The organism is Corynebacterium sp. MSK071, assembly GCF_030232125.1.
Lineage (GTDB): Bacteria > Actinomycetota > Actinomycetes > Mycobacteriales > Mycobacteriaceae > Corynebacterium > Corynebacterium kefirresidentii.
Genome location: NZ_JASPJA010000009.1, coordinates 1 through 25,842, shown reverse-complemented (window position 1 = coordinate 25,842; position 25,842 = coordinate 1). Strand labels below are relative to the sequence as shown.

Genomic DNA, 25,842 nt, shown 5'->3' with positions numbered 1-25,842 from the left:
CAATGGCTCTGAAGATTACACAGGTAAAGGGCCTGGTGGGCACCAAGCCGAACCATCGCAAGAACATTGAGGCTCTTGGCCTCAAGCGCATCGGTCAGTCCGTAGTTAAGCAGGACACCCCGATCGTTCGCGGTATGGTTCACAAGGTTCGCCACCTGGTCACCGTCGAAGAAGTGGCAGGGGAGTAAACCATGGCTGATATCATCAAGCTGCACGACCTGCGCCCAACCGCAGGAGCAAACAAGCCTAAGACCCGCGTCGGCCGCGGTGAGGCATCCAAGGGTAAGACCGCTGGTCGCGGTACCAAGGGTACCGGTGCTCGTAAGCAGGTTTCCGCTGCTTTCGAGGGTGGCCAGATGCCGATCCACATGCGTCTGCCTAAGTTGAAGGGCTTCAAGAACCCGAACCATGTTGAGTACCAGGTAGTTAACGTTGCTGACTTGGCTGAGAAGTTCGCAGATGGCGGCGACATCACCGTTGCTGATATCGCAGCTGCTGGCCTGGTCCGCGCTAATAAGCCGGTCAAGGTTCTGGGCAACGGCGACATCAACGTTAAGTTGAACGTCACCGCTGACAAGTTCTCCAAGTCTGCTGTTGAGAAGATCGAGGCTGCTGGCGGATCTGCCAACACCAAGTAATCTCTTTCAAGTAGATTTTCGTCCCCCTCTCCGCACCAGCGGAGCAGGGGGATGATTTCGTTTGGTAAGCGCCCTGGTGCCGGTATAGAGCGCAGTACCTTGGTTATGGACACAATTGGTGCTGGAAATAGCTGACAGGAAACCTTTATTAATAAATAAGGTTGCCGGTATGGCGATATATATTCATGAGTGTTAAAGTCAATCTTAGTTGAAAATCATCTACCGTTAAGGAGACTCTTATGTCGTCTATTTCTTCGCTGCTCGCAACCGCAGTCGCTGCCATCATGCCATTTGCCGGCTCTACCGGCCCAGTCGACGCCCAGGAACAGCTCTCCCAGCCGGATCCTGCTGAGACCACTCAGACCGCGCCTGCCGAAGTTGGCGAGCAGAACGCTCAGGACCAGCAGCCCGGCGCTCACGCTGAGAAGGGCCGTATCACCGGTGACAAGGAAGACGTCATCAACGGTGACGCAGAGGGTGCCGAAGAGGTCGATCCAGGGTTCAACGGTGGCAACCTGCAGAGCGGTAAGCTGGCCGTGCAGCGTGAGCTGGCCCTAGCTACCCAGGAGGCCGGCCACGAGTTCATGAACATCGAGTTTAAGGATGACCACTCTGCTCACCTGACCTTCCCGGAGACCTATAACCCGGAGAAGGATGAGGCAGCTGTGCAGCGCGTCATGGACGCCCTGAAGATCAACGGCTACGACAACATCACCGCGGCCTACTAAAGCGCGAGTGTCCCAAGACTTCGGGACGATAAAAGAGGGTGGAACGCTCGGGGAGGGCGTTCCACCCTTTATGCTCTTCCAACTAGGGTAGGCGCGGGGGGGAGGGAAGGCCTAGGCCTCGTCTACGGTTTTTTCGTACAGGCCAGGGAAGCGGTCATCCGGATCGGTAACCGCTTTGATGGTGGCGGGAAGGCTGCCACCGTAGAGTTCTTCGAATTTTTCCCGGGAATAGAAGGCTTCGGAGTAGAGGGACTTGTGTCCGCCAAGCTCGTTGACCTTGGATTCAATGACGCGGTTGAAAGCGCCATTATTCGGGGCGGAAGGGTCGACGTGGTCGCCTTCTACGCCGGACCAAAAGCCAACATTGACCCAGGTCTGCCCGGGGCGAAGCGGGTAGAGCGGCCAGGGGTCGCTCGAGTTAGAGGCGAGGTCGCCGGTGCCTACTAGCTCTTCCACGCCATCGCGAAGTCGGATTGGACAGAGCCACACCGGCTGGATATCGGAAGCATTAAAGAACCAATGGAGGAATTCCGGCAGGTTTTCTGGAGTGACCTCGATATCTTGGACCACGCGTTCAGCACGTGGCTTGCCGTGGGGCTTTTTAATGAAGTTATATTCCAGCTCGTATTTGCGGTCGAGCCGGACCAATTTCCAATAAAAAGAACTGCGGCGCAATTCGCGCGGCCACACCTTGCGCACCTTCGGGTTCTGCGCGCCAAAGGCGCGCGAGCACCAGAACCAGTCGGTATCCCAGCGCCAGATATAGTCGCGGATGGTCAGGCGGTCGCGCCGGATGTCAGAGGCGTGCTGGAGGCTGCGGTAGTAAATCTTGTCCCGCGTGTAATCGGAGGTTGGGCCCTCCTCGTCGGTAAAGCGGGCGAAGACGAGGTAGGCCTCGTCCTCGGAGAAGACCACGCCGTCGAGGCCATGGACGGGCTCGCCGCGGTGCGTGTGGGAAGAGGCGACGTCGGCAAGCACGCGGCTCGCCTCCTCCACGGTGTGGAAACGCTCCTCGCGCAATTCCACATAGGCGGGCACGGGCTCTAACTCGATCTTCAGGCGCACCGCATAGCCCAGCGAGCCATAGGAGTTGGGGAAGAGACGGAAGAGATCCACATTCTGCTCGCGGGAGCAGGTAAGGATCTCACCCGTGCCGGTAAGCACGTCCATCTCGAGGACGGACTCGTGCGGCAAGCCATTGCGAAAGCTCGTGGATTCCACGCCCATGCCAGTAACCGCACCGCCCAAAGTAATGGTCTTAAGCTGCGGTACGACGAAGGGCATGAGGCCATGGGCCAGGGTGGCATCCACGAGGTCCTCATAGGTGCACATGCCCTGCACATCGGCCGTGCGGGCAACTGGATCGACCTCAATGACGCCGCTAAGGCCGGATACGTCGAGGCCTTCCTGCGCCTCGCTGCGGCTACGGAAGAGATTGGAGGTCTTCTTGGCTAGGCGCACGCGCTTTCCGGCCGGGACAGCACGGAAACTCGCCAGCAGCTTGTCGACGCCCTCTTGGTGCGCCGTCCATCCCACCGGCTCAATGGGCATGGCATCCACCGGTCGCGGTTGGGCAGCGGCGAGGCGTTCGCGCAGATTATCAATGAGAGTCATGGCACCCCTCCTTAAAAGCGGCTATCTTCCCACCAGCGGCGCTCAGGCACACCGGCGCGGGAGCCGGCCTCGCCCAGCTTGACGCCGAGGAAGTGATAAAGGTTGATGATATTGCGCTCAAAGCCCCATTCGGATCCGGCCATATAAATGCCGTAGAGGCGAGCGGTGGGTAGGCCCACGGTTGCGCAGGCCTCGTCCCAATTGTCCTTCAGGTTCTCGCACCAGTCATGCAGCGTGCGCATGTAATCAAACCGGAGGGACTCGGTGTGGATGACTTCGAAGCCATTGTCTTGCATCGCCTTGGTGACATTGCCGGAGCCGGTGAGCTCGCCGTCCGGGAAGATATAGCGGTCAATGAAGCCGCCCTTGGGCGTCTTGTGGTTATCCGGGTAGGTGATGTTGTGGTTGAGCATCAGGCCGCCCACCTTCAACTTGCCATGGAGGAACTTGAAGAAGTCATCGTAATTCTTTACACCGATGTGCTCGATAATGCCGATGGCGGAGATAGCATCGAAGCCCTCTTCGGTGATATCGCGGTAATCCATGAAGCGTACTTCCGCCAAGTCTTGGAGGCCTTCCTCCTCAATCTTGCGCTGGCCCCACTCGGCCTGTTCCTTGGATAGGGTGACGCCAATGGACTTCACGCCGCGGCGCGCCGCGTAGCGCACCATGCCGCCCCAGCCACAGCCCACGTCCAAGTGGTGGTCGCCCTCCTGGAGGCGCAGCTTGTCAAAGATGAGGCGGTACTTATTCTCCTGCGCTTCCTCCAAAGTGGCGTCTGGGGAAGGGTAGTAGGCGCAGGTATAGGTCATCGAATCGCCCAAGAAGAGCTCATAAAAGTCATTGCCCACGTCGTAGTGATCAGAAATGACATCAGCATCGCGCTGCTTCGAGTGCTTGGATAGGCCGTCGTGTAGCTTGCGGCGCAGCCAAGAGGCACGCTCTACCTCGGGAACAGGCTGGATCTGGAAGGCGCCCATGGACGCCAGCGAGCGCACCACGCGCGCCAGTGTCTTCGCATCCGGCTTTTCAAACTTGTCGTACATGGCATGTAGGGCGTCGAAGATGCCATAGGGGTGGGCTGGGTGATCGCCGTGTACCGTGATGCCGTCGGTGACATAGGCGCGGGCGAATCCCACATCGCCGGGATGGGTGGCTATAAAAGACAAGCCTTCAAGGCTGTTAATAGTCACCTTGTACTGGGCATCCTTCGGTCCGGTCGCGGATCCGTCGAAGGCTTCCCAGCGGAAGGGATTGGGGCTAGGGACAAATACGTCGATGATCTCAGCAACGGTCATCGGGGTGAATTTCTTGCTCATAAGTACTTCTTTCGAAACATTTGGTTCACACCAATAACGGCCTCGAAGCGCGAAAGGCTGTGAGGTCGGAGATATTTTCGGAGAATTGCGTGTGTGCAATACCTCCTCATGGTAGACCCCGTAGGCAAAACGTGCGAAAGAACAAGCAATGATGGTCACACTATTGGGTATTAATGTGGCTATGGGGGACAAGGCTGGTAGGGTTGTGGGGTCATAAGTGTTCAACCGTCCCTGAAAGAAGCCTAAAATTCCCCTTAGCTGTCCAGCTTAAGGGGTGCGGTTTCCTAGGGGCAGATGAGTTTCCACCTCCGTGTATGAGCGCGAAACCCTCCCTAGATTTCGCGTTCGGCAGCGGTAGGCCAGGAGGATTTTGTAGTGTCCGCCATTATCCAGGCTTTTAAGGATGCCGACCTACGTAAGAAGATCATCTTCACCATCGTGATGGTCATTGCGTACCGCGTCGGCGCACAGATCCCGTCCCCGGGTGTTGACTATGCGTCAATTGCTGGCCGCTTGCGCCAGCTGACCGAGCAGTCCGGAGACCTTTACTCCGTCATTAACCTCTTCTCGGGTGGCGCGTTGCTGCAGCTGTCGATCTTCGCCATCGGCATCATGCCGTACATTACGGCCTCGATTATTGTGCAGCTGTTGACCGTGGTCATTCCCCGCTTCGAGGAATTGAAGAAGGAAGGCCAGTCCGGTCAGGCCAAGATGACCCAATACACTCGCTACCTGACCTTGGCGTTGGCGTTGCTACAATCCTCCGGCATCGTCGCACTGGCAGACCGCGAGCAGCTGCTGGGCCAGGGCGTACAGGTCTTGGCAGAAGACCGTAACTTCTTTACCCTCATCGTCTTGGTAATCACCATGACGTCGGGCGCCGTGCTGGTGATGTGGATGGGCGAGCTTATCACCGAAAAGGGCATCGGTAACGGTATGTCCCTGCTCATCTTCGCTGGTATCGCAACCCGCCTTCCAACCGATGGTGTAAGCATCCTGCAGAACAATGGTGGACTCGTCTTCGCCATGGTGGTAGCCGGCTTGGTCATCCTGGTTGTTGGCATTACCTTCATCGAACAGGGCCAGCGCCGCATTCCGGTTCAGTACGCAAAGCGTATGGTCGGTCGCCGCCAGTACGGTGGTTCCTCTACCTACCTGCCGCTGAAGGTCAACCAGGCCGGCGTTATTCCGGTCATCTTTGCCTCCTCCCTTATCTACATGCCGGTTCTCATTACCCAAATTGTGAACTCTGGCTCCGCCGGTACCCCCGATAACTGGTGGCAACGCAATGTCATCGCACACCTGCAGGCGCCATCGTCCTGGCAGTACATCGTGCTGTACTTCGTCCTGACCATCTTCTTCGCTTACTTCTATGTCTCGGTCCAGTACGATCCGGCGGAGCAGGCGGATAATATGAAGAAGTACGGCGGCTTCATCCCGGGTATTCGCCCGGGCCGCCCGACCGCGGAGTACCTTGGTTATGTGATGAACCGTCTGCTGTGCGTAGGCGCCCTGTATCTGGCAGTTATCGCCATTTTGCCGAATATCCTCTTGGACCTCGGCGTGGGCCGCGCTTCTGCCAGCGGTACCTCCGCCTTTGGCGGTACGGCCATCCTGATTATGGTCTCTGTCGCTTTGACTACGGTCAAGCAGATCGAGTCCCAGCTACTGCAATCCAACTACGAAGGACTACTTAAGTAATGCGTCTTGTACTTCTAGGACCTCCCGGTGCCGGCAAGGGCACCCAGGCAGCTATCCTCAGCGAGAAGCTGAACGTTCCGCATATCTCTACCGGCGACCTCTTCCGCGCCAATATTGGCGAGGGCACTCCGCTGGGTGTGGAAGCAAAGTCTTATATCGATGCAGGCAAGCTGGTACCTACCGACGTCACCGCTCGTATGGTCGAGGATCGCCTCAACCAGGACGATGCCAAGAATGGCTTCCTGCTGGACGGTTTCCCTCGTACTACCGAGCAAGCAGACATCCTGGAAGAGCTGCTGTCCAAGAAGGGCGAAAAGCTCGACGGCGTGCTCAACTTCGAAGTATCTGAGGACGTAGTTGTCGAGCGCATGATGGCCCGCGGCCGTGCCGACGATAACGAGGAAACCATCCGTACCCGTCTCGGCGTGTACCGTGAGGAAACCTTCCCGCTTATTGAGCACTACGGCGATGCCATTATCCCCATCAAGGCCGAAGGTACCGTGGAGGAAATCAACGCCCGTGCGATGGAAGCACTGGGTAAGTAAGCATGGCTTTTCGACGCCGCAGTAAGCGCATCCCCGCCCGCACCCCGGGTGAGCTAGACGCCATGCAGGCCGCCGGCGAGATCGTCGGCAAGGCACTGCAGGAAGTCCGCGCTGCTGCGGCGTCTGGCGTATCTACCCTCGAGCTAGATGCAGTGGCCGAGCAGACCATTCGCGATGCCGGGGCATATCCCACTTTTAAGGGCTACGAGGGCTTCCCGGGCTCCATTTGCGCTTCGGTTAATGATGTCATCGTCCACGGAATCCCAGACCAGGAAACCGTCCTCGCCGAAGGTGACCTAGTTTCCATTGATTGTGGGGCCACGCTCGACGGCTGGGTCGGCGATAGCGCATGGTCCTTCGCCGTGGGCAAGCTCGATCCAGATGTCGAGGCCCTCAATAAGGCCACCGAGTGGGTCCTTATGGAAGGCATGCAAGCTATGGTTCCGGGCAATCTGCTTACCGATGTCTCCCATGCCTTAGAGCAAGCCACCCGCCGTGCCGAGGACAAATTCGGTGTGGAGCTTTTTATCGTCGATGGCTACGGCGGACACGGAATTGGCCGCACCATGCATGAGGATCCCTACCTAGCTAACGAAGGCCGGCCCGGACGCGGCCCGCTGATTCAGGAAGGTTCCGTACTGGCCATCGAACCCATGCTAACTTTGGGCACAGAGGATTCCGCCGTCTTGGAGGATGACTGGACGGTCGTTACCCTCGATGGTTCCTTTGCCGCCCACTGGGAGCATACGGTGGCCGCCACCGCCGATGGTCCCCGTATTCTCACCCGTCGCTACTGACATATATTCCCCAATATTGCCTGTTGTACTAGGCAGATACCCCCCGAAAGGTTATACTCACAGCTATGTCTAAATTTAGCTTCCGCAAGTTCCGTGCCACGGTCGCAGCGCCCGCAGTCGCTAGCGTGATGGCCTTGAGTGCCACCGTTGCGGCTCCTGCCGCTACTGCCCAGGAGGTTCCTAACCTGGATCAGCTCCGCTCCAAGGCAAACTCTGACCTCGCACAGCTCTCTTCTCAGTCCGGCCTAGATAGGCTCACCGCTGATGCAAAGGCACAGCTGGATAATTTCTACGGCCAAACCCGCGAGCAGGCGTGGAACACCCGCAACCAGATTTTGGACCAGGCGGAGAAGTTCTCTCCTGAGCTGGTTCCTAGCGTTCAGACTGCGGTGGATGGCGCCGTTGAATTCCTCTTCCCGGGTCTGATTGCTCAGAAGAATGAGGAAGCACGCAAGGCTCGCGAGGCTGCGGCCCGCGCTAATGCCGAGCGCGTTGCCGCTGAGAAGGCTCGCTCCGAGGCTGCCGCACGCAAGGCGGAAGCACAACGCCGCGCTAACGAGTTTGACCGTGGTCCGTGCCCAGCGGATGCCAAGGTGTGTGTTGACTTGAACGGTCGCCGCACCTGGCTGCAGGACGGTGGAAAGGTCTCCTATGTTTCCCCGGCAATGTCGGCTGGCATGCAAGGTCAGGAAACCCCACGCGGCACCTTCCACGTCACCCGCAAGGTAGAGCACGAAATCTCCCGCGAGTTCAATAACGCGCCGATGCCGTACTCCATCTACTTCACCAACAATGGCCACGCCTTCCACCTGGATGACCCGGCCGTTGACTCCAATGGTTGCGTACACCTGCCGCCGGACGCTGCAAAGCGTTACTGGGATAACGTGCAGGTCGGCGATAAGGTATTCATTTACTAAAGCCTCCCGCCACTGCGCTTATTGATTCCCCCGCGCTGGTTCCCCGAGAAGGGGGCCGGTGTTGGGGGATTTCTTTGATCTGCAAGTCTTAAGAACTCTGACCGTGGGCACAAGGGTAGGGCAGCGGGGAAGTCCATTATGGGACGTCGAAAAGCGCACTGGTTTGGAAATCGTGTCGCTGCAGCGTATGCTGTTAAGTCGGTGTATAGCGTCAGTGAGGCTGGCGCGGATACGCCACCGCAGTAGACAACAAACATGCAGGTGACGGCACACTTGTCCGTCGCCAGAAAAGTAGAGGTTATGGCTAAGGAAGGCGCAATCGAGGTAGAAGGCCGCATTATCGAGCCTTTGCCCAACGCAATGTTCCGTGTCGAGCTCGACAATGGACACAAGGTTCTTGCACATATTTCTGGCAAGATGCGTCAGCACTACATTCGCATCCTCCCAGAGGACCGCGTGGTTGTAGAGCTGTCTCCTTATGACCTGACCCGTGGACGCATCGTCTACCGCTACAAGTAAAAACTGTAAGCCTCCTCACCCAAGGGTGGACCTGTAGGTTCACCCTGTCCACCTCAGGCTACGGTGGCCTGAGCCCACACTGGTAAGTAACCCAAGGATTCCCGGCACGGTCCGGGCGAAGCGTTGCATGGAGTGGGACGGATGGGGAGAAAACCGCCGTAACAACCCGAAAGGACACGCCATATGGCACGTCTAGCTGGTGTTGACCTCCCACGCAATAAGCGTATGGAGGTCGCTCTCACCTACATCTACGGCATCGGTCCAACCCGTGCCAAGGAACTGCTAGAAAAGACTGGCATTTCTCCTGACCTGCGCACTGACAACCTGGATGATGACCAGCTGTCGGCGCTCCGTGACGCAATTGAAGCTACCTGGAAGGTTGAGGGTGACCTCCGCCGTCAGGTTCAGGCTGATATCCGCCGCAAGATTGAAATCGGTAGCTACAAGGGTCTGCGCCACCGTCGTGGCCTGCCTGTACGTGGCCAGCGCACCAAGACCAATGCGCGCACTCGTAAGGGTCCGAAGAAGACGATCGCAGGAAAGAAGAAGTAATTCATGCCTCCAAAGACTCGTTCCGGCGCGCGCCGTTCCGGCCGTCGCGTCGTAAAGAAGAATGTGGCTCTCGGCCACGCATATATCAAGTCCACCTTCAATAACACCATCGTCTCGATCACCGATCAGACCGGTGCTGTTATTTCCTGGGCATCCTCCGGCCACGTTGGCTTCAAGGGTTCCCGTAAATCCACTCCGTTCGCCGCTCAGATGGCAGCTGAGAACGCTGCACGCAAGGCAATGGATCACGGCATGAAGAAGGTTGACGTATTCGTCAAGGGTCCGGGCTCCGGCCGTGAGACCGCCATCCGTTCCCTGCAGGCCGCAGGCCTCGAGGTTTCCTCGATCACGGATGCCACCCCACAGCCGCACAACGGCTGCCGTCCGACCAAGCGCCGCAAGGTTTAAGGGAAAGGAAGAGGTAAGAAAATGGCTCGTTACACTGGCCCCGCTACCCGCGTATCCCGCCGTCTTCGCGTCGACTTGGTCGGCGGAGATATGGCATTCGAGCGCCGCCCGTACCCACCGGGACAGGCTGGCCGCAACCGCATCAAGGAATCTGAGTACCTGCTGCAGCTCCAGGAGAAGCAGAAGGCAAAGTACACCTACGGTGTGCTGGAGCGTCAGTTCCGTCGCTACTACGCAGAGGCTAACCGCCTCCCGGGCAAGACCGGCGATAACCTGGTTATCCTGCTCGAGTCCCGCCTGGACAACGTAGTTTACCGTGCAGGTCTGGCACGCACCCGCCGCCAGGCTCGCCAGCTTGTCTCCCACGGTCACTTCACCGTGAACGGCAAGAACATCAACGTTCCTTCCTACAAGGTCACCCAGTACGACATCATCGATGTCCGTGACCGCTCCAAGAAGATGGAATGGTTCGAAGATGCTCAGGACGCCCTCATCGATGCCAACGTACCGGCATGGCTGCAGGTTGTTCCTGATACCCTGCGCATCCTCGTGCACCAGCTGCCCGAGCGCGCTCAGATCGACATTCCGCTGCAGGAGCAGCTCATCGTCGAGCTTTACTCGAAGTAAACTGTTATTCCGCGAGGCCTTTAATGGCCTGGCGGAGAACCAGGAATCTTCGAACCCGAAGATTTTTACCCCTCTACCGGCGTCAAATAGCGGTCGCCGAAAAGGAGAATTGCAATGCTCATTTCCCAGCGTCCTCAACTCACCGAGGAATTCATCGACTCGTCTCGTTCCAAGTTCGTCATCGAACCGCTCGAGCCGGGCTTTGGCTACACCCTCGGTAACTCGCTGCGTCGTACCCTGCTGTCTTCCATTCCGGGTGCAGCAGTAACCTCCATCAAGATCGATGGTGTTCTCCACGAGTTCACCACCATCAACGGTGTGAAAGAAGACGTTTCTGAGATCATCTTGAACATCAAGAGCATGGTGCTTTCTTCCGACTCTGATGAGCCGGTAGTTATGTACCTGAGCAAGGAGGGCCCGGGCGATGTCACCGCGGGCGATATCCAGCCGCCGGCTGGCGTGGAGATCCACAACCCGGATCTGCACATCGCTTCCCTGAATGACACCGCCAAGCTGGACATTGAGCTCGTCGTCGAGCGCGGCCGTGGTTACGTCCCAGCCGCTCCTACCTCCGGTGAGATCGGCCGTATCCCGGTCGACCAGATTTACTCCCCGGTTCTGAAGGTCTCTTATAAGGTCGAGGCAACTCGTGTTGAGCAGCGCACCGACTTTGACAAGCTGACCATCGACGTCGAAACCAAGAACTCGATCTCCGCACGCGATGCACTGGCTTCCGCCGGTGGCACCCTGGTTGAGCTTTTCGGCTTGGCTCGCGAGCTGAACAACGCTGCCGAAGGCATCGAGATCGGACCCTCCCCGCAGGAGACCGAGTACATCGCTGCTTATGGCATGCCGATCGAGGACCTGAACTTCTCCGTCCGCTCTTATAACTGCCTGAAGCGTCAGGAGATCCACACCGTGGGCGAGCTCGCTGAATGCACCGAGTCCGACCTGCTGGATATCCGCAACTTCGGCCAGAAGTCGATCAATGAGGTAAAGATCAAGCTGGCTAACCTGGGCCTGGCTCTCAAGGACACCCCTGAGGACTTTGACCCGACCCAGCTCGAGGGCTACGACGCAGAAACCGGTGACTTCAAGGACCCGGCTGCTGAGGATTCCGAGTAAAGAACCCCGCTGACTTGCGGCAATTACCTAATTGCCGCGCGCTCAACTTTTACCGCATACGAGGAGTACACAATGCCAACCCCTAAGAAGGGTGCCCGTCTCGGCGGCTCCGCCAAGCAGCAGGCTCACATGCTGAGCAACCTGGCAGCCAGCCTGATCGAGCACGGCGCTATCAAGACCACCGATGCTAAGGCGAAGGTTCTTCGCCCGTACATCGAAAAGATCATCACCAAGGCTAAGTCCGGCACCGTTGCTGACCGCCGCGCAGTGCTGAAGCTCATCCCACGCAAGGATGTCGTTTCCTACCTGTTCGACGAGGTCGCACCGAAGTTTGAGAACCGTGAGGGTGGCTACACCCGCACCATCAAGCTGGACAACCGCACCGGTGACAATGCCCCGATGTCCCAGATCTCCCTCGTTCTTGAGGAGACCGTGACCTCCGAGGCTAACCGCGCTACCCGCGCTGCCGCTTCTAAGGCCGCCGAGGCTGAGGAAGCTAAGGCAGACGAGGCTGCAGAAACCGAGGCACCTGCTGAGGAGACCGCAGCTGAGGAGTCCGAGGAGAAGTAGTTCCCCTTCGGCCTTAGCGCTTTGCCGCCGCCTTTCCCACTTGTGGGAGGGCGGCGGCTTTTTATTTCTGGACTCTTCCGAACGGTGCACGGGGAGCTGGGCCCGGCTCTGGTCGAGGGAAGTGCCTCCGGTAGCATGAGTCCCACCATGACTGTTGCAGCATCTACCACGGCAGAAGGGCCGGCAGACGGGTTCGTGCGCCTGCGCTTGGACTTGGCCTATGACGGAACGGATTTCCACGGCTGGGCGAAGCAAAAAGGCGGTCTGCGCACCGTGCAAGGCGTGCTGGAAGAAACACTCGCGATGATCGCCCGCGCAAAGGTACCGCTAACGGTCGCCGGCCGGACGGACGCCGGGGTCCATGCGCGTGGCCAGGTTGCCCACGTGGACGTTCCCAAAGAGATGCTGGAGCAGCGCTCAGTGGCGGGGGAACCGGGGAAGCTGGTGCGTCGGTTAGCAAAGCTTTTGCCTGAAGACGTGCGGGTACATAGCTGCGAGTTTGCGCCCGCGGGCTTTGATGCGCGTTTCTCGGCGTTGCGCAGGCATTATGTATACCGGATTACTACCAGCCCGCGGGGCGCTTTGCCGACGCGTGCGCGGGATACCGCCGAGTGGATAAAGCCAGTGGATATCGATGCCATGCAGGAGGCCGCCACCGCGTTGGTAGGCCTGCATGACTTCGCGGCCTTCTGCAAAGCTAAGCCGAATGCCACGACCATTCGTGAGCTGCAAGAGTTCTCCTGGCGGGATATTTCAACGCCTGAGGAACCAGAGCTCTTCGAGGCCCGCGTGAGCGCCGATGCGTTTTGCTGGTCGATGGTTAGGTCCTTGGTGGGGTGCTGCCTGCGTGTAGGGGAGGGGCGCCGCGATGCCGACTTCGCCGAAGCGCTGCTCCACGAGACCAAACGCTCCTCCAGCATCCCCGTGGCTCCGGCGAAAGGGCTTTCTCTGGTGGCCGTAGATTACCCGGCGGCGGATCAGATGGCCGCCCGCGCCGAGGCTACTCGGGAACGGCGCAGCGCCGACTAGCTTTCCAGGTGGCGGTGGGAGCCCACCTGGGATAGCCTGTGTGCTGGGTGTACACAGACTTTTCGGGGGAAAATCATGGCACGTCCGCTGCCTACTACTAAGGCCCAAGTTTCGGGGCATAAATTTCTGCGCCGCCGCGTCGAGCACGGGCTCGTATTGGGCGATATCAGGATGATTCATGATCCTTTGGCAAGGCGGCGCAAGGCCCTGCTTTTCGGCGGAGTGGGCATAGCCTTCCTCGCGGTGGGCTCTGGCATGCTCGCATGGCTGCAACCGAGCCCGCAACCGGGCGATGCGCCCATAGTGCGCTCGGAGCAGGGCCAGCTATTTGTGGATGTCAATGATACCTACCACCCAGTCTTTAACCTGGCGTCTGCGCGCATCATCGCCGGTCAGGCTGCCGAGGCTCAGGCGATAGGGGATGAACACCTGCACGACGCGCTTCTGGGGTCCCCGGTAGGGATCGCGGATGCCCCGGGGTACCTTGCGGCTGCCAGCGAGACTCCGCAGCAGCGCTGGGCGGCCTGTTTGGCAGGTAAAGAGGAGTCCTCAGGGGCGGAAAACCCGACTAGCATCGGCGGCCACCAGGTTGCTGCACAAGAGGTCATCGTGCTTGCCGAGCCCGACCAGGAAGGCCTGGGGCCGGAGCGCGCCGCATTGGTGGAGACCGAAGGCACGCAGTGGCTTATTACTCAGGACGGCCGGGTGGCGTTGCCTGATCCCTCTAACACCCAGGGGCGTGTGGTGCGTCGCGCGATTGGTGTGGACGACGGCACCCACGCCTGGCCCATGCCGCCTGAGCTGCTCAATGCTTTTGCGGAGTTGCCTCCGCTGAATTTTCCGGCGCAGCCGCCGGAGGTCGTAGACACAGGCCAGGGCCTATGGGCGCGCACACCCGATGGCGTCGCCGAGCTTACGCCCACGCAGGCGCAGATGCTTATTGGATTAGGCGCCAAGACGGCGACATCCACGGCCCAGGAGATTGCTGCGCTTGCCGACGTCCCCTTAAACCTCAACCTTCCCTCCACCACTTTCCGCTTTGTGAGCCCAGACGATGGTTGGATGTGTGCGAGTAATGAGGGCGGCGGGGAAGTGGTACCTGCCCAAGCGGGTACCGTAGCCTTGGCTGGTGAGACGGTGGCGCAGCGCTTTGGTGGTCTCAACGGCGGAGGCGTAGGAGTAGATAGCGGTCATGGCTACCACGTGGTTGCACCGACGGGTCAGCGGCACGAGGTCAAGGATAAAGAGACCTTAGAGGCGCTGGGCACTGGTGTAGGCGCGCGGGTGCCCTGGGAGATTCTGCGTTTGCTGCCGGAAGGCTCGGCGCTTAGCCGGGAGCAGGCGCTGCAGGTCAGCTCTTAGACCACAGCCCGCGCCACGTTGCCCACGCGGCTAGCGCCAACGCCAACCCGCCGAGTACCCATGCACTGTGCATAGGTGCGCGTGATGTGCTCTTTTCGGCGGGGCGGATAGCCATTGCTCGGGTATCTCCGAGCGTGGATGATTCCACGTGGGTGAGCACCGTGAGCGGGTCGACGAATCCGTGTCCCGGCTCCGCGGCGTCTTCTAAGCGTTTACGCAGGGCGGCCGGGCTGTCATCGGGGAAACGCTGCGCCAGTAGGGCCGCCGTGCCGCTGACTACCGGCGCGGCAAAGGAGGTGCCGTGAAATTGTGACGTGCCGTCCGTACCCTCTTTGCCGTCGGCCCATCCGCCGGCGGGATTGAGCGCGAGTGGTACAAATCCTTGCGCGGCCAGTTGTGGGCCATCCGCCGAAGTCAGAGAGTAGTCAGCGAGCTCGTGCGAATCCGCTTGGGCGCTTACTGAGAGCACTGTGGGCGAATCCGCTGGAAATACTCGGTCACCCATCTCGCAGCTACCGGAAGAAGCGTTGCCGGATGCGGCAATTACCACGGATCCAGATTCTTCCGCATGTGCTAAAGCACCGTCCAACCGGGAAGTATCCACCTGGGCGGCCACATCCGGCGGGACGCAAGAAACAACGGAGATATTGATGATGCGGGCGCCGGCATCGGCGGCGTCATCAATCGCTTGGGCCAAGGTATCTAGCGAGCCGGTGGTATTGTCTTCTCGCTCTTGGCGATAATGCGCGCTGGTTTGGCGCACAGCGTAGATTTCCGCCCGTGGCGCGATACCGATATCGTGGCCGGCGATGATACCGGCTACGACAGTGCCGTGCAGGTCGCAGTCGCGGTGCGGCTCCGGTTCCTCCGGCGCGATAAGGTCCGCGCCACCGCTGAGGTGCCGCAGCTGATCGTGGGTAGCCACGCCGGTATCGATAACGGCAACCTTTACGCCCTCCCCGGTGGCAAAGGAGTGCAGACGGGCGCGGTAGTTGAGCTGATCCTCGCTAGGTTGGGGCGAAAGCGGTGAGGAATGCGCGATTGCGCATTCGCGGTCCGGTTCACGCGCGGTCGCATCGGGAGCGGTTACTAATGCCGCAGCACCTAAGGTAACGGGAAGTATTGCCACAGCTACGCAAGCAAGAAGCGCCGGGCTTATCCACAATGTAGTAGGTAGACTGCGCATCATCCGATACCCCTGATGAGCATGAAAACGCCGGTTAGGTGGGCGGCGAGTGGCAAGCTGGCGGCAATAGCTAGGGATTCGATGCGCTCAAACCAAGCGATGGTGGTGGGCTCTAGCCCCGCCACCTTGGACGCCCACAGCGGGGCGCTAATCATAGCGATGAGAACGAGACCGGAAATCAAGGCCGGTGCCCAAGCATGTGCAAGCCCGGAATCTACTATCGCGTGGGTGGCACAGAGACAAGTAGCCAGGCACGCGGCAATTGCCAAAACCATGAGTGCCCAACTGGCTAGCGCACGACCGTGCCGGGAGGCGTGCATCATTACGGCACCCGCGGAAGTAACACAGAGTGCTTGGACGAAGCCCGCGCCGGAGCCCTCTGTTCCAAAAAGCACCGAAATGTACTCGGTGAGAGAATCAGGCGCGCCATGGGTCGGTGATAGAGCCGGACCACTGCCTGTAAACGAGAGAGCGATGAGCGCCGGAATAAGACAGAGTGACAGGCCGCAGCACATTCCCTCGTAGGCGCTGCTGGCGCGGCACGCGCGGCTATCGACATCCGGCTGGCTAGCATCGGATACCGCAAGATCTTGGCCGGCCGTGGGCAGCTGCGGAACCTTGAGGCCAGCAGTAGCAATGCTCAATGCAGGGGCAGTGGCCAGCATAATAATGCCGGCGATGATGACACAGGCAGCGGCCGCCGTACCGTGGCTGGCGTGTAGCCCTGCCCTTGGTCCGGGCAGCAGATACCCCAATGCCGCGATGAAGATGAGAGCCGAGACAGTGAGTGCCGCAGAGCTGGTGCGAACCGTGCTTAACCCGGTGACGTGGCAAGCAAGTAGCACGATGAGCAGGGTGAAACAGGCGGTAAATGCGGCAAACGGCGCCTCATCCAGCGAGGGCGAAATTATCACCCAGCCGCACGCCATGCTGGCCACCAAGCTAAGGTGCACCAGCGACAGGACACGGATCCACAGGGCGAGCAAAAGCGCTCCTGCGGCCAGCGCCGCCCACGCCGCAAGGGGAAGGGTGCTAACCCAGAGCAAAGCGAAGGCGGCAAGTAGCCCTCCCCACGCCCAAACAACAGGAAGGGCAGCGGTAGTATCCTCCTCGGCCGCGGCGGCAAGCGATTCTGCTGCATCTCGAATCACCGGCGCAGGGCGGCGCTCGCGCGGACTAATAACCAGGATGGCGCCTTCGGTAAGTGGAGTGGCGGCCAGCGGGGCGGTGAGATCGATAGCGCGGCCAGAAACAGTACTGGCGCGCCAGGGCTCGGAAATCGTGGGCGCATCCACTAAGTCCGTGATTTCAGCCAAAAGCTCGCCCACGCTGGAACTCAACGGTAGTGCCACGTCCGCCTCTTTGTGGAATGTACCGGCGTGAATGCGGATGGTAAGGCGCAGGTGGTGTGCTGTAGCAGTAGTCATTATTCCCCCGAAAGTCAATGGATTGTGGGCGTCCCCCTTGCCCAATGCCACATATTGTGGCTTACTAGTGGCGACGTGTCCACCGCAGCGCGGGGAATCTTGGCAGGGGGCTAAGGGCGCTGGCGCGTGGCTCGGGGGAGGTTACCTAAGCATGCTTGGGATCGGGGATACCCGTGTAATTGAGCCGTTGACCATGCCATTGCGGGATGCTGCACCGCCGCTGCCCGCCGGGAGCATTGAGGCCGAGGAGGTCCCAGAGGCAGTACGCCCACAACCGGTACCGCTGGTGCGGCTGCTTCTTCCGGTGGTGATGATTGCGGCGATGCTTGGCATGGTCGCCCTTATGGTGCTTGGTGCGGGAGATTCCCGGCAGATAAGCCCGATGGCCTTGATGTTTCCGCTGATGATGCTGGCGAGCATGGCCATGATGTTTGGGCCCAATAACAGCGGGCAGGATCCTGATGAAACCCGACGCACCTACCTGCGCCACATCAAAGCCTTACGGGAAAAGGCCCTATGCAACGCTTCTGCGCAGCGCGCACATGAGAACTATCGCCACCCCGCACCGGAAGAGCTAAGTGCGCTGATAGGCTCGCGTCGCATGTGGGAGCGCGGCCCCGATGACTCAGACGCCCTCGAGGTACGCGTAGGAACTGGGCCTACCACGCTGTGCACTCCCATCAACGTGCCGGATTCTGGAGCCACCGAGGACTTAGACCCAGTGTGCGCAGTGAGCATGCGCCAGACCATCAAAGCGGTGGGTACCGTGCCCGATATGCCGGTGGTTATTCAATTGCAGGCTTTTCGCTTTCTTTCTGTTTCCGGTACGGCGTCGACGCGAGGTGAAGAGCCTGCGGATCCCGCCCGCGATATGGTGCGCGCTATGGTCCTCCAGATGGCATTGGCGCATGGCCCAGAAGCTTGCGGCATTGAAGCTCGTGGTGGGCAGTGGGAATGGCTAAAGTGGCTGCCCCACGCTCGCACGCCGGAGAAGGCACGCTTTCGCATCCTCATTGTCGACGGCGTGCTGACAACGGGAACCGAGGATTTTTTCCACGATGATTCCTACACCACCATCATCGAGGTCGCAGGGGCGCCGTCTTCGGCGCTGGGGGTACGTGCCGAGCACGAAGGCCTAAGCCTGGTGGCAGGGGACCACTTGCAGGTAGTCACCGCAGCCGGGGTGGAAGAACTAGGGGCTCCCGATGGAATGAGCGTGGCCGCTGCGACATTGCTTGCGCGCAGCATGGCTTCCTTTCGCCGGCCCGATAGCACCTCTGGCCGCCATGGAAGTGACCTCATGGGCCTTTTAGGCTATCGCGATGTGGAGGAGCTAGCGGCCAGCGGCATGTGGCATGGCCGAGAAGGCTCGGCGCGCCTCATGGTGCCCATCGGCATCGATACGGTCGGCCAACCCGTCACGGTGGATCTTAAGGAATCTGCGCACGGCGGCATGGGCCCGCATGGCTTGTGCATTGGGGCTACCGGCAGCGGCAATAAGGAATGTGGGTTTGGGGTACAATAGGGCATATGACAGCGACTACATCACAGCGTGCGGCGATTTACGCACGTATTTCGTTGGATAAGCAGGAAGAAGCCGGTGTGAAACGGCAAATTCACCTCGCCACTAAGCAGGCTGAGGCTGACGAGGCTAAGGTGGTCGCCACCTACGTGGACAACAACATCTCCGCCTTCTCTGGCGACCCTCGCCCTGATTACAACAAGCTTATTCACGCCATCGAGAACCACGAGATTGACGTTGTTTACGTCTACGCACTCGATAGGCTGACCCGTCGCACCAAAGACACATTGGCGCTCTTTGAGTTGTGCGAGAAGTACAACGTCACCGTCAAAGCGAACCGTGGCTACAACATTGACCCTTCAGACCCCGCATCGCGGCTCACTATCGTGATTCTTGGTCTGATTGCTGAGCAGGAGTCTATTGATCGTGCTGCACGTATTCGAGCTGCCTACGAAGACCGGGCTCGGACAGGGCGGCCTAAGACAGGCGGGCGGCGTATGTTCGGCTACGAGGCTGACGCTGAGACCATCATCGACGAAGAGGCCAAGGCTATTCTCGACGCCGCCGCGATGGTCATTGCTGGAAAGACTCTGCGCGAAACCGTGCGCGAGGTCTTTCATGCACGCAGTCTTACTGCGACTTCAGGCAGGCCTATGTCGGCGCCAACGCTGCGAGACATTTTACTCAACCCACGCGTGCGCGGCTTGAGTACGTTCAACCCAACTGACCCGGATACGGGGAAACGTCTTGTTAAAGATCGCAAAATCATTGGTAAAGGCAACTGGTCTGCGATTATCGACGAGGTTACAGGTGAAAAGCTCGATGCAATCTTGCGCGACCCGTCGCGGCGGCTCTCACATAGCGGTAACGCACCGCGCTATTTCCTCGCTTCTGTCCTGACCTGCACCTGCGGAGAACCGATGTATTCGCGTAGTCGGCGGAACACGGATGGTAAACCTCGTCGTTTCTATACCTGCAAGCGCTCTGAGCCGGGCGGTACCCATGTCTCTATCGGTGCTGAGGTTGATGATCTTATCGAAGCTGTCATTCTTAAACGCATGGAGCAACCTGACGCCGTGGATGCGTTGCGTAAGGCCTTGGCACCAGAGAACAACACCCTTACCGAACGACTCCAAGAACTTTCAGGACGGCGAAACGCGCTGTTGGCCAAGCGTGAGCAGATTGAAAATTCTGCTATCGATGAAGAGATTGACATGCCAACATTCGTGCGAATGTCAAAGAAAATTGAAGCTCAGATTGCAGGTCTTGATGGAAAAATGCGTGAACTAACGACCAGTCATGCTGCTGACCCCCTTGCTGTAGAACTTGTCGACGTGCCGGACTTTGCCAAGTGGTGGGGCGGTGCCTCTGTTGAGGATAAGCGACGGCTGACTCGGCTGCTAATGGAAATTCGCATCCTGCCTGGCAAGCCTGGCGCTAAGAAATTCGACCCGCACCGCGTGAAGATCACCTGGCTACAGTAGCTGTCTGTGAAGCGCTTCTCCGAGGGAGTGCTGCGAGAGCTGGCAACCAATCTGTCCACGTTCCTCGGGGGCGACACCGCTCAACCGTAGCGTTTGGGAAAAATTAGACACGACTCTCGCAGCCTCGCATGTCGAGCGCTGGAAAGAATATCTTAACTGTCTGATATCGTTAATTTTTTAATTGGGTTACACTTCTCCGCTACAGTGGAGTTACATTCTCGACCTCCTGCCAACAGCGATGGCGGGAAGATTGGCGGTAGTAAATTGCGCACTTCCATCAAAGGCGGAGAAAGATGCGGATTTGTACATGAACAAATTCGGAAAATGTGCATAAAAGACACTGCTACCCTCAGCCTAGGTATGCAAATTCTGGAGCTTTCACAGTAAAAGGTGATCCGATTTAATATGTTGGGCGAAACTCTTCTTTTTACAACTTACTTCCTCGCTCGAGAGTCTGACCTTGAACAATTCCATAAACAGTATTTAAAAAGAGTGGATAAGGCTCGAGATATCACAGAGATACTCTATGTAACTGACGAAATTACACATGGGGGAGACGGAGTAATTCGCGAAGTCATGATGCAAGATTTCCGTAGGGATATGCGAGACTTTGGCACTTACCCATTTGATGAATCTGAATGGGGTTTGTATAGCCTTTCATGTGTGGCTAAAGACGTTGACGAACCCGCGATGGAAGGGGCTGGTGTCTCTCGGCTATGGCGTGATTTGGCATTAGGTGAAGAGACAGTACCTAGGGAATTTACCAGTCATGTAAAAGCCGTTAATGTGTCGAGCGATGGCAGAGGGTTCCCTCTGGGATCTATTTGTGCTTGATTGTGATCCGGAAATTCAACGGAATATCCATATGATAAATGCCGTCACCTCTTGATTAAGGCAGAGGGTGTATCAGGGTGGTACACCCTATTGTTACGCCGGTGTGCGGCAGAATGTTTCCTGTAAAATAGGGCCGTTCCTAGCATTGTTTTACACGTGTCTAGCGGGGTCTAAGCCTTATGTTTACAGAAAGTGGTGAGTGTGATGTTATCGTCTGACGGTTTCCATATTGAAAGTCATATTGACTCTGTACCCGCGTTGGCGCGGGTGAAAGATCTGCATGGTGGACTCTCGTCGGGGCAGCAGGCGTTGGGCAGGATTGTACAATCCTTGCTTGCTGACGCTGATGGCCTCGACGGTGTTCAGCTTTATGCCCTCTCGGATGCAATCGAGTCGTATCGTGATGCAGTCATAGAACAAGAGAATGCCGCCTTTAAACCTTCGCGGAGCGAAGACTAATGGTCAATGACTCTGGTTCGCATGGGCAGCGGGTGGGCTATATCCGTGTCTCCACGGTGGAGCAGAATAATCAGCGCCAGAAAGAACTACTCAATGCTTCCGGCAGGATTGACCGGTTTTTGAAGATAGGATTTCCGGCCGCACCAAGACTGCCCGCCCTGGACTTGTCGAGTGTATGGCGTACGTGCGAGACGGTGACGAACTTGTCGTGTCGTCGATTGACCGTCTCGCCCGATCGCTGACAGATCTGCGCGGTATTGTTGATGAACTTACCGGCAAGGGTGTGACTGTTACTTTCCTGCATGAGAATCTCGCGTTTGCGAAAGACACGTCCGATCCGCGCGCGGATTTAATGCTCGGAATTCTCGGTAGCTTCGCGGAGTTTGAGCGGGCCATTATCCGCGAGCGCCAGGCGGAGGGGATTGCGTTGGCGAAAAAGGCCGGAAAGTACAAAGGCCGCAAACCCGCTCTTAGCCCGCAGCAAGTAGCGGAGATTAAACGGCGCATATTGGCAGGGGAGTCAAAGGCAGCACTAGCGCGGGAATTTGGGGTAACCCGTCCTACGGTGTATCGAGCATTGAAAAACACCTAGGGTAGTGCAGCCGTGATGGTAGATCAGCGCGCCCATGAGCCCCGTCATATGTCTTGCCATATGGCGGGACATATGTTTAGGCATATGCTAAAGCATATGTCGGCAGTTATGTAGCACTGCCAGCATTTTCGTGCGTCTAGATAGGGTGACAGGCAGAGAAATTAGCGGTGTTGAGTGCAGCTGCAAGTAGCACTGTACGGGTTTCCCCTCATGGGCGGCTTTTATAAAGGCAGGGGTGAAATCATGCTTCTAGGTCTCGTCAGGGGTGGCTGCTAACGTTAGTGCCGGTTCACAATCATGCCCCGCCACCTGTGGTGGGGCGTGGGCGTGACTTCCTCGTCGGTGCGCGGTAAGGCCCGCGCGTGACGTGGGCTGTCCCGCGCGCCTTTTTCAGGCGAGCGGACAACCCTACGACGTAAAGGGAGGTAGACAATGGGTAAACACTCATTGGATACACCCGGTCGCAAAAGAAAAGACCTTGATGCCACCAAGCTTGACTGGCTAGATGTGGCTACCAAGGTCATAGTTCTTGTGACCGTAATCGTGAAGCTCGTTACCGCGATGCTTCACGTGGGTCTTTAGGCCCGAGGGTCTCAACGAGCTGGCACTCGTTGGGGCCCTTTTTATTGTGCAGCCGCAATTCAGGGATGAACTGTGCTGTCACTTTTTAGGCTAATGGGCGCGCGAAGGTTTCGCAATACTCCCACACTGAGCCCGTAGCCCTCCTTTTCTCTACTGCGGGCGGGAATCTGCGTATTCGTGCGCCCGCGAGTCCTGCCATATGGCGGAACATATGTTTAGGCATATGTTATAGCGTATGTTCCGCCATATGCTAAAGCATATGTTCTGTGTTATGCAGGTTTACCTGCTAGTTCTTGCGTTTAGGCGGAGTCCGAAAATGGTAATCCACAAGGCTAGTAGGCCGAAGGAGATGAGCAGTGCGGCCAGTTCTCGCGAGAGACCGGCCTGGGTGAAAAGGAAGGAGGGGACAAGGATCATTGCTGCGCTTATGCTGCCTCCAAGCGCGGCGTAATACATACGGTCTTCTGGCCGTTCGCGGCGGATGGTCTGGATGATTAAGACGAAAAGTACTGCGAGTGCGGCGAGGGTGATGGTCGTGTACATTCCTTCTCCTTTCGGGACTGGTGCCCATTTTATCGGTGAGGGTGTGCACGGTCTGTGTGCTGCGTTTTCCAAGAGTCAGGGTGTGTTAGTGTTATCCCCCGTAAGATCCTGATGAGCAGTTGAACAAACTGCACCACCGGAAGTAACAAACTCGAAAGGGTATGTTACCTCCGGTTTCTTTCATTTTTCAATCTTTGAGGTGCGAAGATTGCACGCGTGGGGATTGAGGGTGTGAATCCCACTGTCGTGGGTTTGATGAGGTAGTCGATGTTGCGGAAGCTTTGGCATCGGCGTGCGTTGTGCTCCGTACGTTGTTTCAAAAACGGGTTTCATCAAACGGAACAAAACCTGGGACACTTCATATCCCACCCCAGGCCTAATGACTTGGGTGCAGCGGCAACGCTCATCCGATTTAGGCAGAGTCGTTGCAGGATCCAGTGGGTCACCTGGTCCGTGGTCTTTGAATTGTCGGGCGCGCAGGCAAGGCCAGCACGGAAGATCTTCTGCAAGCAACGCTTGTTGGTGCACCGGTAGCGTGGAAGGCGCACATGAAGTTGTTGGGTGGCCGACGATGGGCAGATCGACCAGGCTGCGGATGACGTGGTCGCGGAATACTCCAGGCTGCCCGCAGGTAGGGCATTCATTGATCGGCTCGACGGGTTCGGCTTCAATAACAGTGACGTCACCGTTTTCTGTGGCACCGGTGATAGTAGTTCCTAGTTTTGCGGTGCGGCAGATGGTATCGACGATGACATTTCCGTTAGGCTGCACAGTAGGTCCTTAGTTTTGTACGGATGGATTAGATACCTTTTTCCTACAAAGCCAAGGACCCCAATATCTTGTGCCACGCCCGAACCCCCGGCGAACTAATCAATGCACTCTAAAACCGGAAGAGCCCTTTTAGTACTACTGGTGGATTTCGGTTTTGGTGGGGATTAACGCCGCCGGCTTCGGTTTTTCCGTTGAGGAGGTCGTTGACTACTTCCCGATGGTGAAATGGGTCGATGGTGAGGTAGAGAGGAACCAGTCACCTGGAAGAGATCGATCCAGTCGTTGGTGTGCAATCTGGGAGGTAGGGTCGCGGGGTCGATTCCTCGCGAGCGCAACCATGATTGTGTTTCTGAACGTGATGAAAACAACCCTGCCCTTCGGAGAATTTCCCTTATCCCGCGTCCCCGGGCAGTGAAAACGGTGTGCACCATCGCCTGAAAGGCTTTGCGCTGCTCTATCGGAATCTTCGGGTCACCCACCCGGCGGATCACTAAGATCCCCCCGTCAACGTTTGGCTGTGGCCGGAAAGCAGTCCTTGGTACCCGAGAACCCAGGTGAAATGTGAACCATGGGGACCACTGAGCCGTCATCATCGTGCTTGCGCCTACCCCGGCCCGGCGGCGAGCGACTTCCCACTGCATGAGGAGTACAGCGTCAGTCCATGCTGGCGCATGCAGCAACTTTCGAAGAATGGCAGTGGTGAGGTGAAAGGGAATGTTTCCCACAATGACGCAGGGAGTGGCGGGTAACCGGAAGTTAAGGAAATCATCATGGACCACTTCGACCGCCGCCGAGGAGGTTTCTTGTGTGATTTTGGCAGCTAGTTTTGCGTCCACTTCAACTGCCGTTATCGCCCTCCCCAAGTGGGCCATCGGGTGAGTGAGGGCACCGCTTCCTGGTCCGATCTCAATGATGGGGCCGGAGGTTTGTTTCACAAGGTCGATGATGGAGTTGATGATCTTGTGGTTGGTGAGAAAATTTTGGCCATGCTCGTGACGGCCGTGTCCGTATGCAGACATCAGGTGTGCTCCTTGGATTTGAAAGGGAGCCGGGCATGACAAATAGCCGCCCGGCTAAAGGACCGGAGTGGTTTTTAACCTACGGGGTAGGAAACCGCCTTAGCGGTTGGTGCGCAACCGCAAGAAAGCGGTACCTGAAATCAACATGGGTCTAATTATATCCATTTAAATTCGCGGGTGTGAAGTGCCCCGGGTTTTGTTCCTAGGCGTTTGCCTTGATTTCTATTATTGCTTGCGGCGGGTGCTGGTCCCAAAATTCGGTTTCCACTTCAGCTGGCGTGCGGTAGCCCAAGCTTTGGTGAAGCCTCGTCTCGTTCCACCATGACACCCACTCAAACGTCGCGATTTCCACCTCGACAACCTCATCCCACCTGCGAGTATGGATCAGCTCGTTTTTGTAGGAACCATTAACGTTTTCCGCCAGAGCATTGTCATAGGAGTCGCCAACAGTTCCGGTGGAAGCGGCAATCCCGTGCTGGGCAAGACGCTCGTTGTAGACAACGCTGACATACTGCGAGCCGTGATCCGAATGATGAATGAGACCTGTTGTTTCCTCAGCAGACGCGATCGCCTGGTTGAGAGCTTGCAGCGGCAACGCTTCGGTGCGCATGGAATCTGATAACGCCCACCCAACGATCCGTCGGGAGTAAACATCGGTGACAAACGCGGCATACACAAAGCCTTTCTTCGTGCGCACGTAGGTAATATCAGCCACCCACAGCTTGTTCGGGCCTTCGGCTTTGAATTCTCGCTCCACCAAGTCCGGGCGCAAATCCGGCCTTTGAGGTGTGCGAGTGGTCATAGGCGAGCGGCCTTTGCCTTTGCCTGATACACCGGCTAGACGCATCAGCCGCGCGGTTTGTTCACGACCGATATCGATTCCGTCACGATGAAGTGAAGCGTCCTGGGTTTAGTTCCTACCTCAGCTAAGGAAGGATTGAACTATGCCTAGAAAGTATTCCGTCGAGTTCA

General features: G+C 57.8%; 26 protein-coding genes and 3 pseudogenes. 20 read left to right on the top strand and 9 right to left on the bottom strand.

Annotated elements, in window-relative coordinates; translation table 11 throughout:
- The first annotated feature begins 2 nt into the window (after window positions 1-2).
- The 3 genes from rpmD to QP990_RS08525 all read left to right on the top strand — a co-directional run bounded on the left by rpmD (window position 3) and on the right by QP990_RS08525 (window position 1,366).
- Entirely contained in the window at window positions 3-188 is a 186-nt protein-coding gene (gene rpmD, locus QP990_RS08535) for a 50S ribosomal protein L30 (protein ID WP_023020587.1), read from the top strand.
- A 3-nt stretch (window positions 189-191) separates the two neighbouring features.
- Window positions 192-638, top strand: coding sequence for a 50S ribosomal protein L15 (gene rplO / locus QP990_RS08530; RefSeq protein ID WP_005322777.1), 447 nt, complete (start codon window positions 192-194; stop codon window positions 636-638).
- 239 nt (window positions 639-877) lie between these two features.
- Window positions 878-1,366 carry a hypothetical protein gene (locus QP990_RS08525; protein WP_023020588.1) on the top strand — a complete coding sequence of 163 codons (489 nt, stop codon included), beginning with the start codon at window positions 878-880 and terminating at the stop codon, window positions 1,364-1,366.
- A 111-nt stretch (window positions 1,367-1,477) separates the two neighbouring features.
- Here the strand turns inward: QP990_RS08525 and QP990_RS08520 are convergent, their stop codons facing one another.
- Entirely contained in the window at window positions 1,478-2,980 is a 1,503-nt protein-coding gene (locus tag QP990_RS08520) for an FAD-binding oxidoreductase (protein WP_023020589.1), read from the bottom strand.
- A gap of 11 nt (window positions 2,981-2,991) precedes the next feature.
- Entirely contained in the window at window positions 2,992-4,299 is a 1,308-nt protein-coding gene (locus tag QP990_RS08515; protein ID WP_284799071.1) for a class I SAM-dependent methyltransferase, read from the bottom strand.
- Between the two features lie 375 nt (window positions 4,300-4,674).
- Here QP990_RS08515 and secY point away from each other — a divergent pair, with 375 nt between their 5' ends.
- From secY to eccB, 12 genes are all read left to right on the top strand, one after another.
- A complete protein-coding gene (gene secY / locus QP990_RS08510; RefSeq protein WP_023020591.1) occupies window positions 4,675-6,000 on the top strand; it encodes a preprotein translocase subunit SecY in 1,326 nt (441 codons plus the stop codon).
- Window positions 6,000-6,545 (top strand): adenylate kinase, encoded by a 546-nt coding sequence (locus QP990_RS08505; RefSeq protein ID WP_023020592.1) that lies wholly within the window; start codon window positions 6,000-6,002, stop codon window positions 6,543-6,545. Before secY ends, QP990_RS08505 begins: the two co-directional genes overlap by 1 nt.
- Before the next feature lie 2 nt (window positions 6,546-6,547).
- Window positions 6,548-7,342, top strand: a complete 795-nt coding sequence (gene map / locus QP990_RS08500) for a type I methionyl aminopeptidase (RefSeq protein WP_023020593.1) — start codon at window positions 6,548-6,550, stop codon at window positions 7,340-7,342.
- Between the two features lie 65 nt (window positions 7,343-7,407).
- Window positions 7,408-8,259, top strand: a complete 852-nt coding sequence (locus tag QP990_RS08495; RefSeq protein ID WP_023020594.1) for a L,D-transpeptidase — start codon at window positions 7,408-7,410, stop codon at window positions 8,257-8,259.
- Between the two features lie 300 nt (window positions 8,260-8,559).
- On the top strand, window positions 8,560-8,778 hold the full coding sequence (gene infA, locus QP990_RS08490; protein ID WP_004566852.1) for a translation initiation factor IF-1: 219 nt from the start codon (window positions 8,560-8,562) through the stop codon (window positions 8,776-8,778).
- 183 nt (window positions 8,779-8,961) lie between these two features.
- Window positions 8,962-9,330 carry a 30S ribosomal protein S13 gene (gene rpsM, locus QP990_RS08485; RefSeq protein ID WP_005322765.1) on the top strand — a complete coding sequence of 123 codons (369 nt, stop codon included), beginning with the start codon at window positions 8,962-8,964 and terminating at the stop codon, window positions 9,328-9,330.
- 3 nt (window positions 9,331-9,333) lie between these two features.
- Window positions 9,334-9,738, top strand: coding sequence for a 30S ribosomal protein S11 (gene rpsK / locus QP990_RS08480; RefSeq protein ID WP_005322764.1), 405 nt, complete (start codon window positions 9,334-9,336; stop codon window positions 9,736-9,738).
- 21 nt (window positions 9,739-9,759) lie between these two features.
- Entirely contained in the window at window positions 9,760-10,365 is a 606-nt protein-coding gene (gene rpsD / locus QP990_RS08475; protein ID WP_005322762.1) for a 30S ribosomal protein S4, read from the top strand.
- A 114-nt stretch (window positions 10,366-10,479) separates the two neighbouring features.
- Window positions 10,480-11,490 carry a DNA-directed RNA polymerase subunit alpha gene (locus QP990_RS08470; RefSeq protein ID WP_005322760.1) on the top strand — a complete coding sequence of 337 codons (1,011 nt, stop codon included), beginning with the start codon at window positions 10,480-10,482 and terminating at the stop codon, window positions 11,488-11,490.
- Between the two features lie 72 nt (window positions 11,491-11,562).
- The gene (gene rplQ, locus QP990_RS08465; protein ID WP_023020595.1) at window positions 11,563-12,060 is read left to right on the top strand and encodes a 50S ribosomal protein L17; all 498 of its coding nucleotides are present in this window, start codon (window positions 11,563-11,565) and stop codon (window positions 12,058-12,060) included.
- Between the two features lie 147 nt (window positions 12,061-12,207).
- Window positions 12,208-13,089 carry a tRNA pseudouridine(38-40) synthase TruA gene (gene truA / locus QP990_RS08460; protein ID WP_369707468.1) on the top strand — a complete coding sequence of 294 codons (882 nt, stop codon included), beginning with the start codon at window positions 12,208-12,210 and terminating at the stop codon, window positions 13,087-13,089.
- Window positions 13,090-13,164: 75 nt separating this feature from the next.
- Complete coding sequence (gene eccB / locus QP990_RS08455) at window positions 13,165-14,451, top strand: type VII secretion protein EccB (RefSeq protein WP_023020597.1); 1,287 nt, start codon at window positions 13,165-13,167, stop codon at window positions 14,449-14,451.
- Here the strand turns inward: eccB and QP990_RS08450 are convergent.
- Together QP990_RS08450 and eccD are read right to left on the bottom strand one after the other, a co-directional pair.
- Window positions 14,441-15,580, bottom strand: a complete 1,140-nt coding sequence (locus tag QP990_RS08450) for a S8 family serine peptidase (protein WP_232213546.1) — start codon at window positions 15,578-15,580, stop codon at window positions 14,441-14,443. The genes eccB and QP990_RS08450 overlap by 11 nt on opposite strands.
- A gap of 56 nt (window positions 15,581-15,636) precedes the next feature.
- Window positions 15,637-17,064 (bottom strand): type VII secretion integral membrane protein EccD, encoded by a 1,428-nt coding sequence (gene eccD / locus QP990_RS08445; RefSeq protein ID WP_023020599.1) that lies wholly within the window; start codon window positions 17,062-17,064, stop codon window positions 15,637-15,639.
- Window positions 17,065-17,215: 151 nt separating this feature from the next.
- Here eccD and QP990_RS08440 point away from each other — a divergent pair, with 151 nt between their 5' ends.
- From QP990_RS08440 to QP990_RS08420, 5 genes and pseudogenes are all read left to right on the top strand, one after another.
- Window positions 17,216-18,589 carry a cell division protein FtsK gene (locus tag QP990_RS08440; RefSeq protein ID WP_284799064.1) on the top strand — a complete coding sequence of 458 codons (1,374 nt, stop codon included), beginning with the start codon at window positions 17,216-17,218 and terminating at the stop codon, window positions 18,587-18,589.
- Window positions 18,568-20,070 (top strand): recombinase family protein, encoded by a 1,503-nt coding sequence (locus QP990_RS08435; protein ID WP_046202906.1) that lies wholly within the window; start codon window positions 18,568-18,570, stop codon window positions 20,068-20,070. The genes QP990_RS08440 and QP990_RS08435 overlap by 22 nt, the downstream gene beginning before the upstream one ends.
- Window positions 20,071-20,475: 405 nt before the next feature.
- Window positions 20,476-20,904: a hypothetical protein gene (locus QP990_RS08430; protein ID WP_248100326.1), complete on the top strand. Its 429-nt coding sequence runs from the start codon at window positions 20,476-20,478 to the stop codon at window positions 20,902-20,904.
- A 204-nt stretch (window positions 20,905-21,108) separates the two neighbouring features.
- Window positions 21,109-21,363, top strand: coding sequence for a hypothetical protein (locus QP990_RS08425; protein ID WP_034659529.1), 255 nt, complete (start codon window positions 21,109-21,111; stop codon window positions 21,361-21,363).
- Window positions 21,363-21,955 (top strand): annotated as a pseudogene (locus QP990_RS08420) (recombinase family protein). Before QP990_RS08425 ends, QP990_RS08420 begins: the two are co-directional and overlap by 1 nt.
- Before the next feature lie 861 nt (window positions 21,956-22,816).
- On the opposite strand, the gene QP990_RS08415 reads toward QP990_RS08420, so the two are convergent.
- The 5 genes and pseudogenes from QP990_RS08415 to QP990_RS08400 form a co-directional block, all read right to left on the bottom strand.
- On the bottom strand, window positions 22,817-23,080 hold the full coding sequence (locus QP990_RS08415) for a hypothetical protein (RefSeq protein ID WP_011117479.1): 264 nt from the start codon (window positions 23,078-23,080) through the stop codon (window positions 22,817-22,819).
- Between the two features lie 353 nt (window positions 23,081-23,433).
- Window positions 23,434-23,851 (bottom strand): annotated as a pseudogene (locus QP990_RS08410) (transposase family protein); the annotation flags it as partial.
- A gap of 164 nt (window positions 23,852-24,015) precedes the next feature.
- Window positions 24,016-24,870: a 23S ribosomal RNA methyltransferase Erm gene (erm, locus tag QP990_RS08405; protein WP_257045183.1), complete on the bottom strand. Its 855-nt coding sequence runs from the start codon at window positions 24,868-24,870 to the stop codon at window positions 24,016-24,018.
- 99 nt (window positions 24,871-24,969) lie between these two features.
- On the bottom strand, window positions 24,970-25,017 hold the full coding sequence (locus QP990_RS12370; RefSeq protein WP_011116968.1) for an erythromycin resistance leader peptide: 48 nt from the start codon (window positions 25,015-25,017) through the stop codon (window positions 24,970-24,972).
- A gap of 55 nt (window positions 25,018-25,072) precedes the next feature.
- Window positions 25,073-25,768 (bottom strand): annotated as a pseudogene (locus QP990_RS08400) (IS3 family transposase); the annotation flags it as partial.
- Between the last annotated feature and the right edge of the window lie 74 nt (window positions 25,769-25,842).

Excerpts from the sequence above, each read along its gene's own strand:
- rpmD (WP_023020587.1), top strand. The coding sequence starts at position 3 with ATGGCTCTGAAGATTACACAGGTAAAGGGCCTGGTGGGCACCAAGCCG.
- rplO (WP_005322777.1), top strand. The coding sequence starts at position 192 with ATGGCTGATATCATCAAGCTGCACGACCTGCGCCCAACCGCAGGAGCA.
- QP990_RS08525 (WP_023020588.1), top strand. The coding sequence starts at position 878 with ATGTCGTCTATTTCTTCGCTGCTCGCAACCGCAGTCGCTGCCATCATG.
- QP990_RS08520 (WP_023020589.1), bottom strand. The coding sequence starts at position 2,980 with ATGACTCTCATTGATAATCTGCGCGAACGCCTCGCCGCTGCCCAACCG.
- QP990_RS08515 (WP_284799071.1), bottom strand. The coding sequence starts at position 4,299 with ATGAGCAAGAAATTCACCCCGATGACCGTTGCTGAGATCATCGACGTA.
- QP990_RS08505 (WP_023020592.1), top strand. The coding sequence starts at position 6,000 with ATGCGTCTTGTACTTCTAGGACCTCCCGGTGCCGGCAAGGGCACCCAG.
- map (WP_023020593.1), top strand. The coding sequence starts at position 6,548 with ATGGCTTTTCGACGCCGCAGTAAGCGCATCCCCGCCCGCACCCCGGGT.
- QP990_RS08495 (WP_023020594.1), top strand. The coding sequence starts at position 7,408 with ATGTCTAAATTTAGCTTCCGCAAGTTCCGTGCCACGGTCGCAGCGCCC.
- infA (WP_004566852.1), top strand. The coding sequence starts at position 8,560 with ATGGCTAAGGAAGGCGCAATCGAGGTAGAAGGCCGCATTATCGAGCCT.
- rpsM (WP_005322765.1), top strand. The coding sequence starts at position 8,962 with ATGGCACGTCTAGCTGGTGTTGACCTCCCACGCAATAAGCGTATGGAG.
- rpsK (WP_005322764.1), top strand. The coding sequence starts at position 9,334 with ATGCCTCCAAAGACTCGTTCCGGCGCGCGCCGTTCCGGCCGTCGCGTC.
- rpsD (WP_005322762.1), top strand. The coding sequence starts at position 9,760 with ATGGCTCGTTACACTGGCCCCGCTACCCGCGTATCCCGCCGTCTTCGC.
- QP990_RS08470 (WP_005322760.1), top strand. The coding sequence starts at position 10,480 with ATGCTCATTTCCCAGCGTCCTCAACTCACCGAGGAATTCATCGACTCG.
- rplQ (WP_023020595.1), top strand. The coding sequence starts at position 11,563 with ATGCCAACCCCTAAGAAGGGTGCCCGTCTCGGCGGCTCCGCCAAGCAG.
- truA (WP_369707468.1), top strand. The coding sequence starts at position 12,208 with ATGACTGTTGCAGCATCTACCACGGCAGAAGGGCCGGCAGACGGGTTC.
- eccB (WP_023020597.1), top strand. The coding sequence starts at position 13,165 with ATGGCACGTCCGCTGCCTACTACTAAGGCCCAAGTTTCGGGGCATAAA.
- eccD (WP_023020599.1), bottom strand. The coding sequence starts at position 17,064 with ATGACTACTGCTACAGCACACCACCTGCGCCTTACCATCCGCATTCAC.
- QP990_RS08440 (WP_284799064.1), top strand. The coding sequence starts at position 17,216 with ATGCTTGGGATCGGGGATACCCGTGTAATTGAGCCGTTGACCATGCCA.
- QP990_RS08435 (WP_046202906.1), top strand. The coding sequence starts at position 18,568 with ATGTGGGTTTGGGGTACAATAGGGCATATGACAGCGACTACATCACAG.
- QP990_RS08430 (WP_248100326.1), top strand. The coding sequence starts at position 20,476 with ATGTTGGGCGAAACTCTTCTTTTTACAACTTACTTCCTCGCTCGAGAG.
- QP990_RS08425 (WP_034659529.1), top strand. The coding sequence starts at position 21,109 with ATGTTATCGTCTGACGGTTTCCATATTGAAAGTCATATTGACTCTGTA.
- QP990_RS08415 (WP_011117479.1), bottom strand. The coding sequence starts at position 23,080 with ATGTACACGACCATCACCCTCGCCGCACTCGCAGTACTTTTCGTCTTA.
- erm (WP_257045183.1), bottom strand. The coding sequence starts at position 24,870 with ATGTCTGCATACGGACACGGCCGTCACGAGCATGGCCAAAATTTTCTC.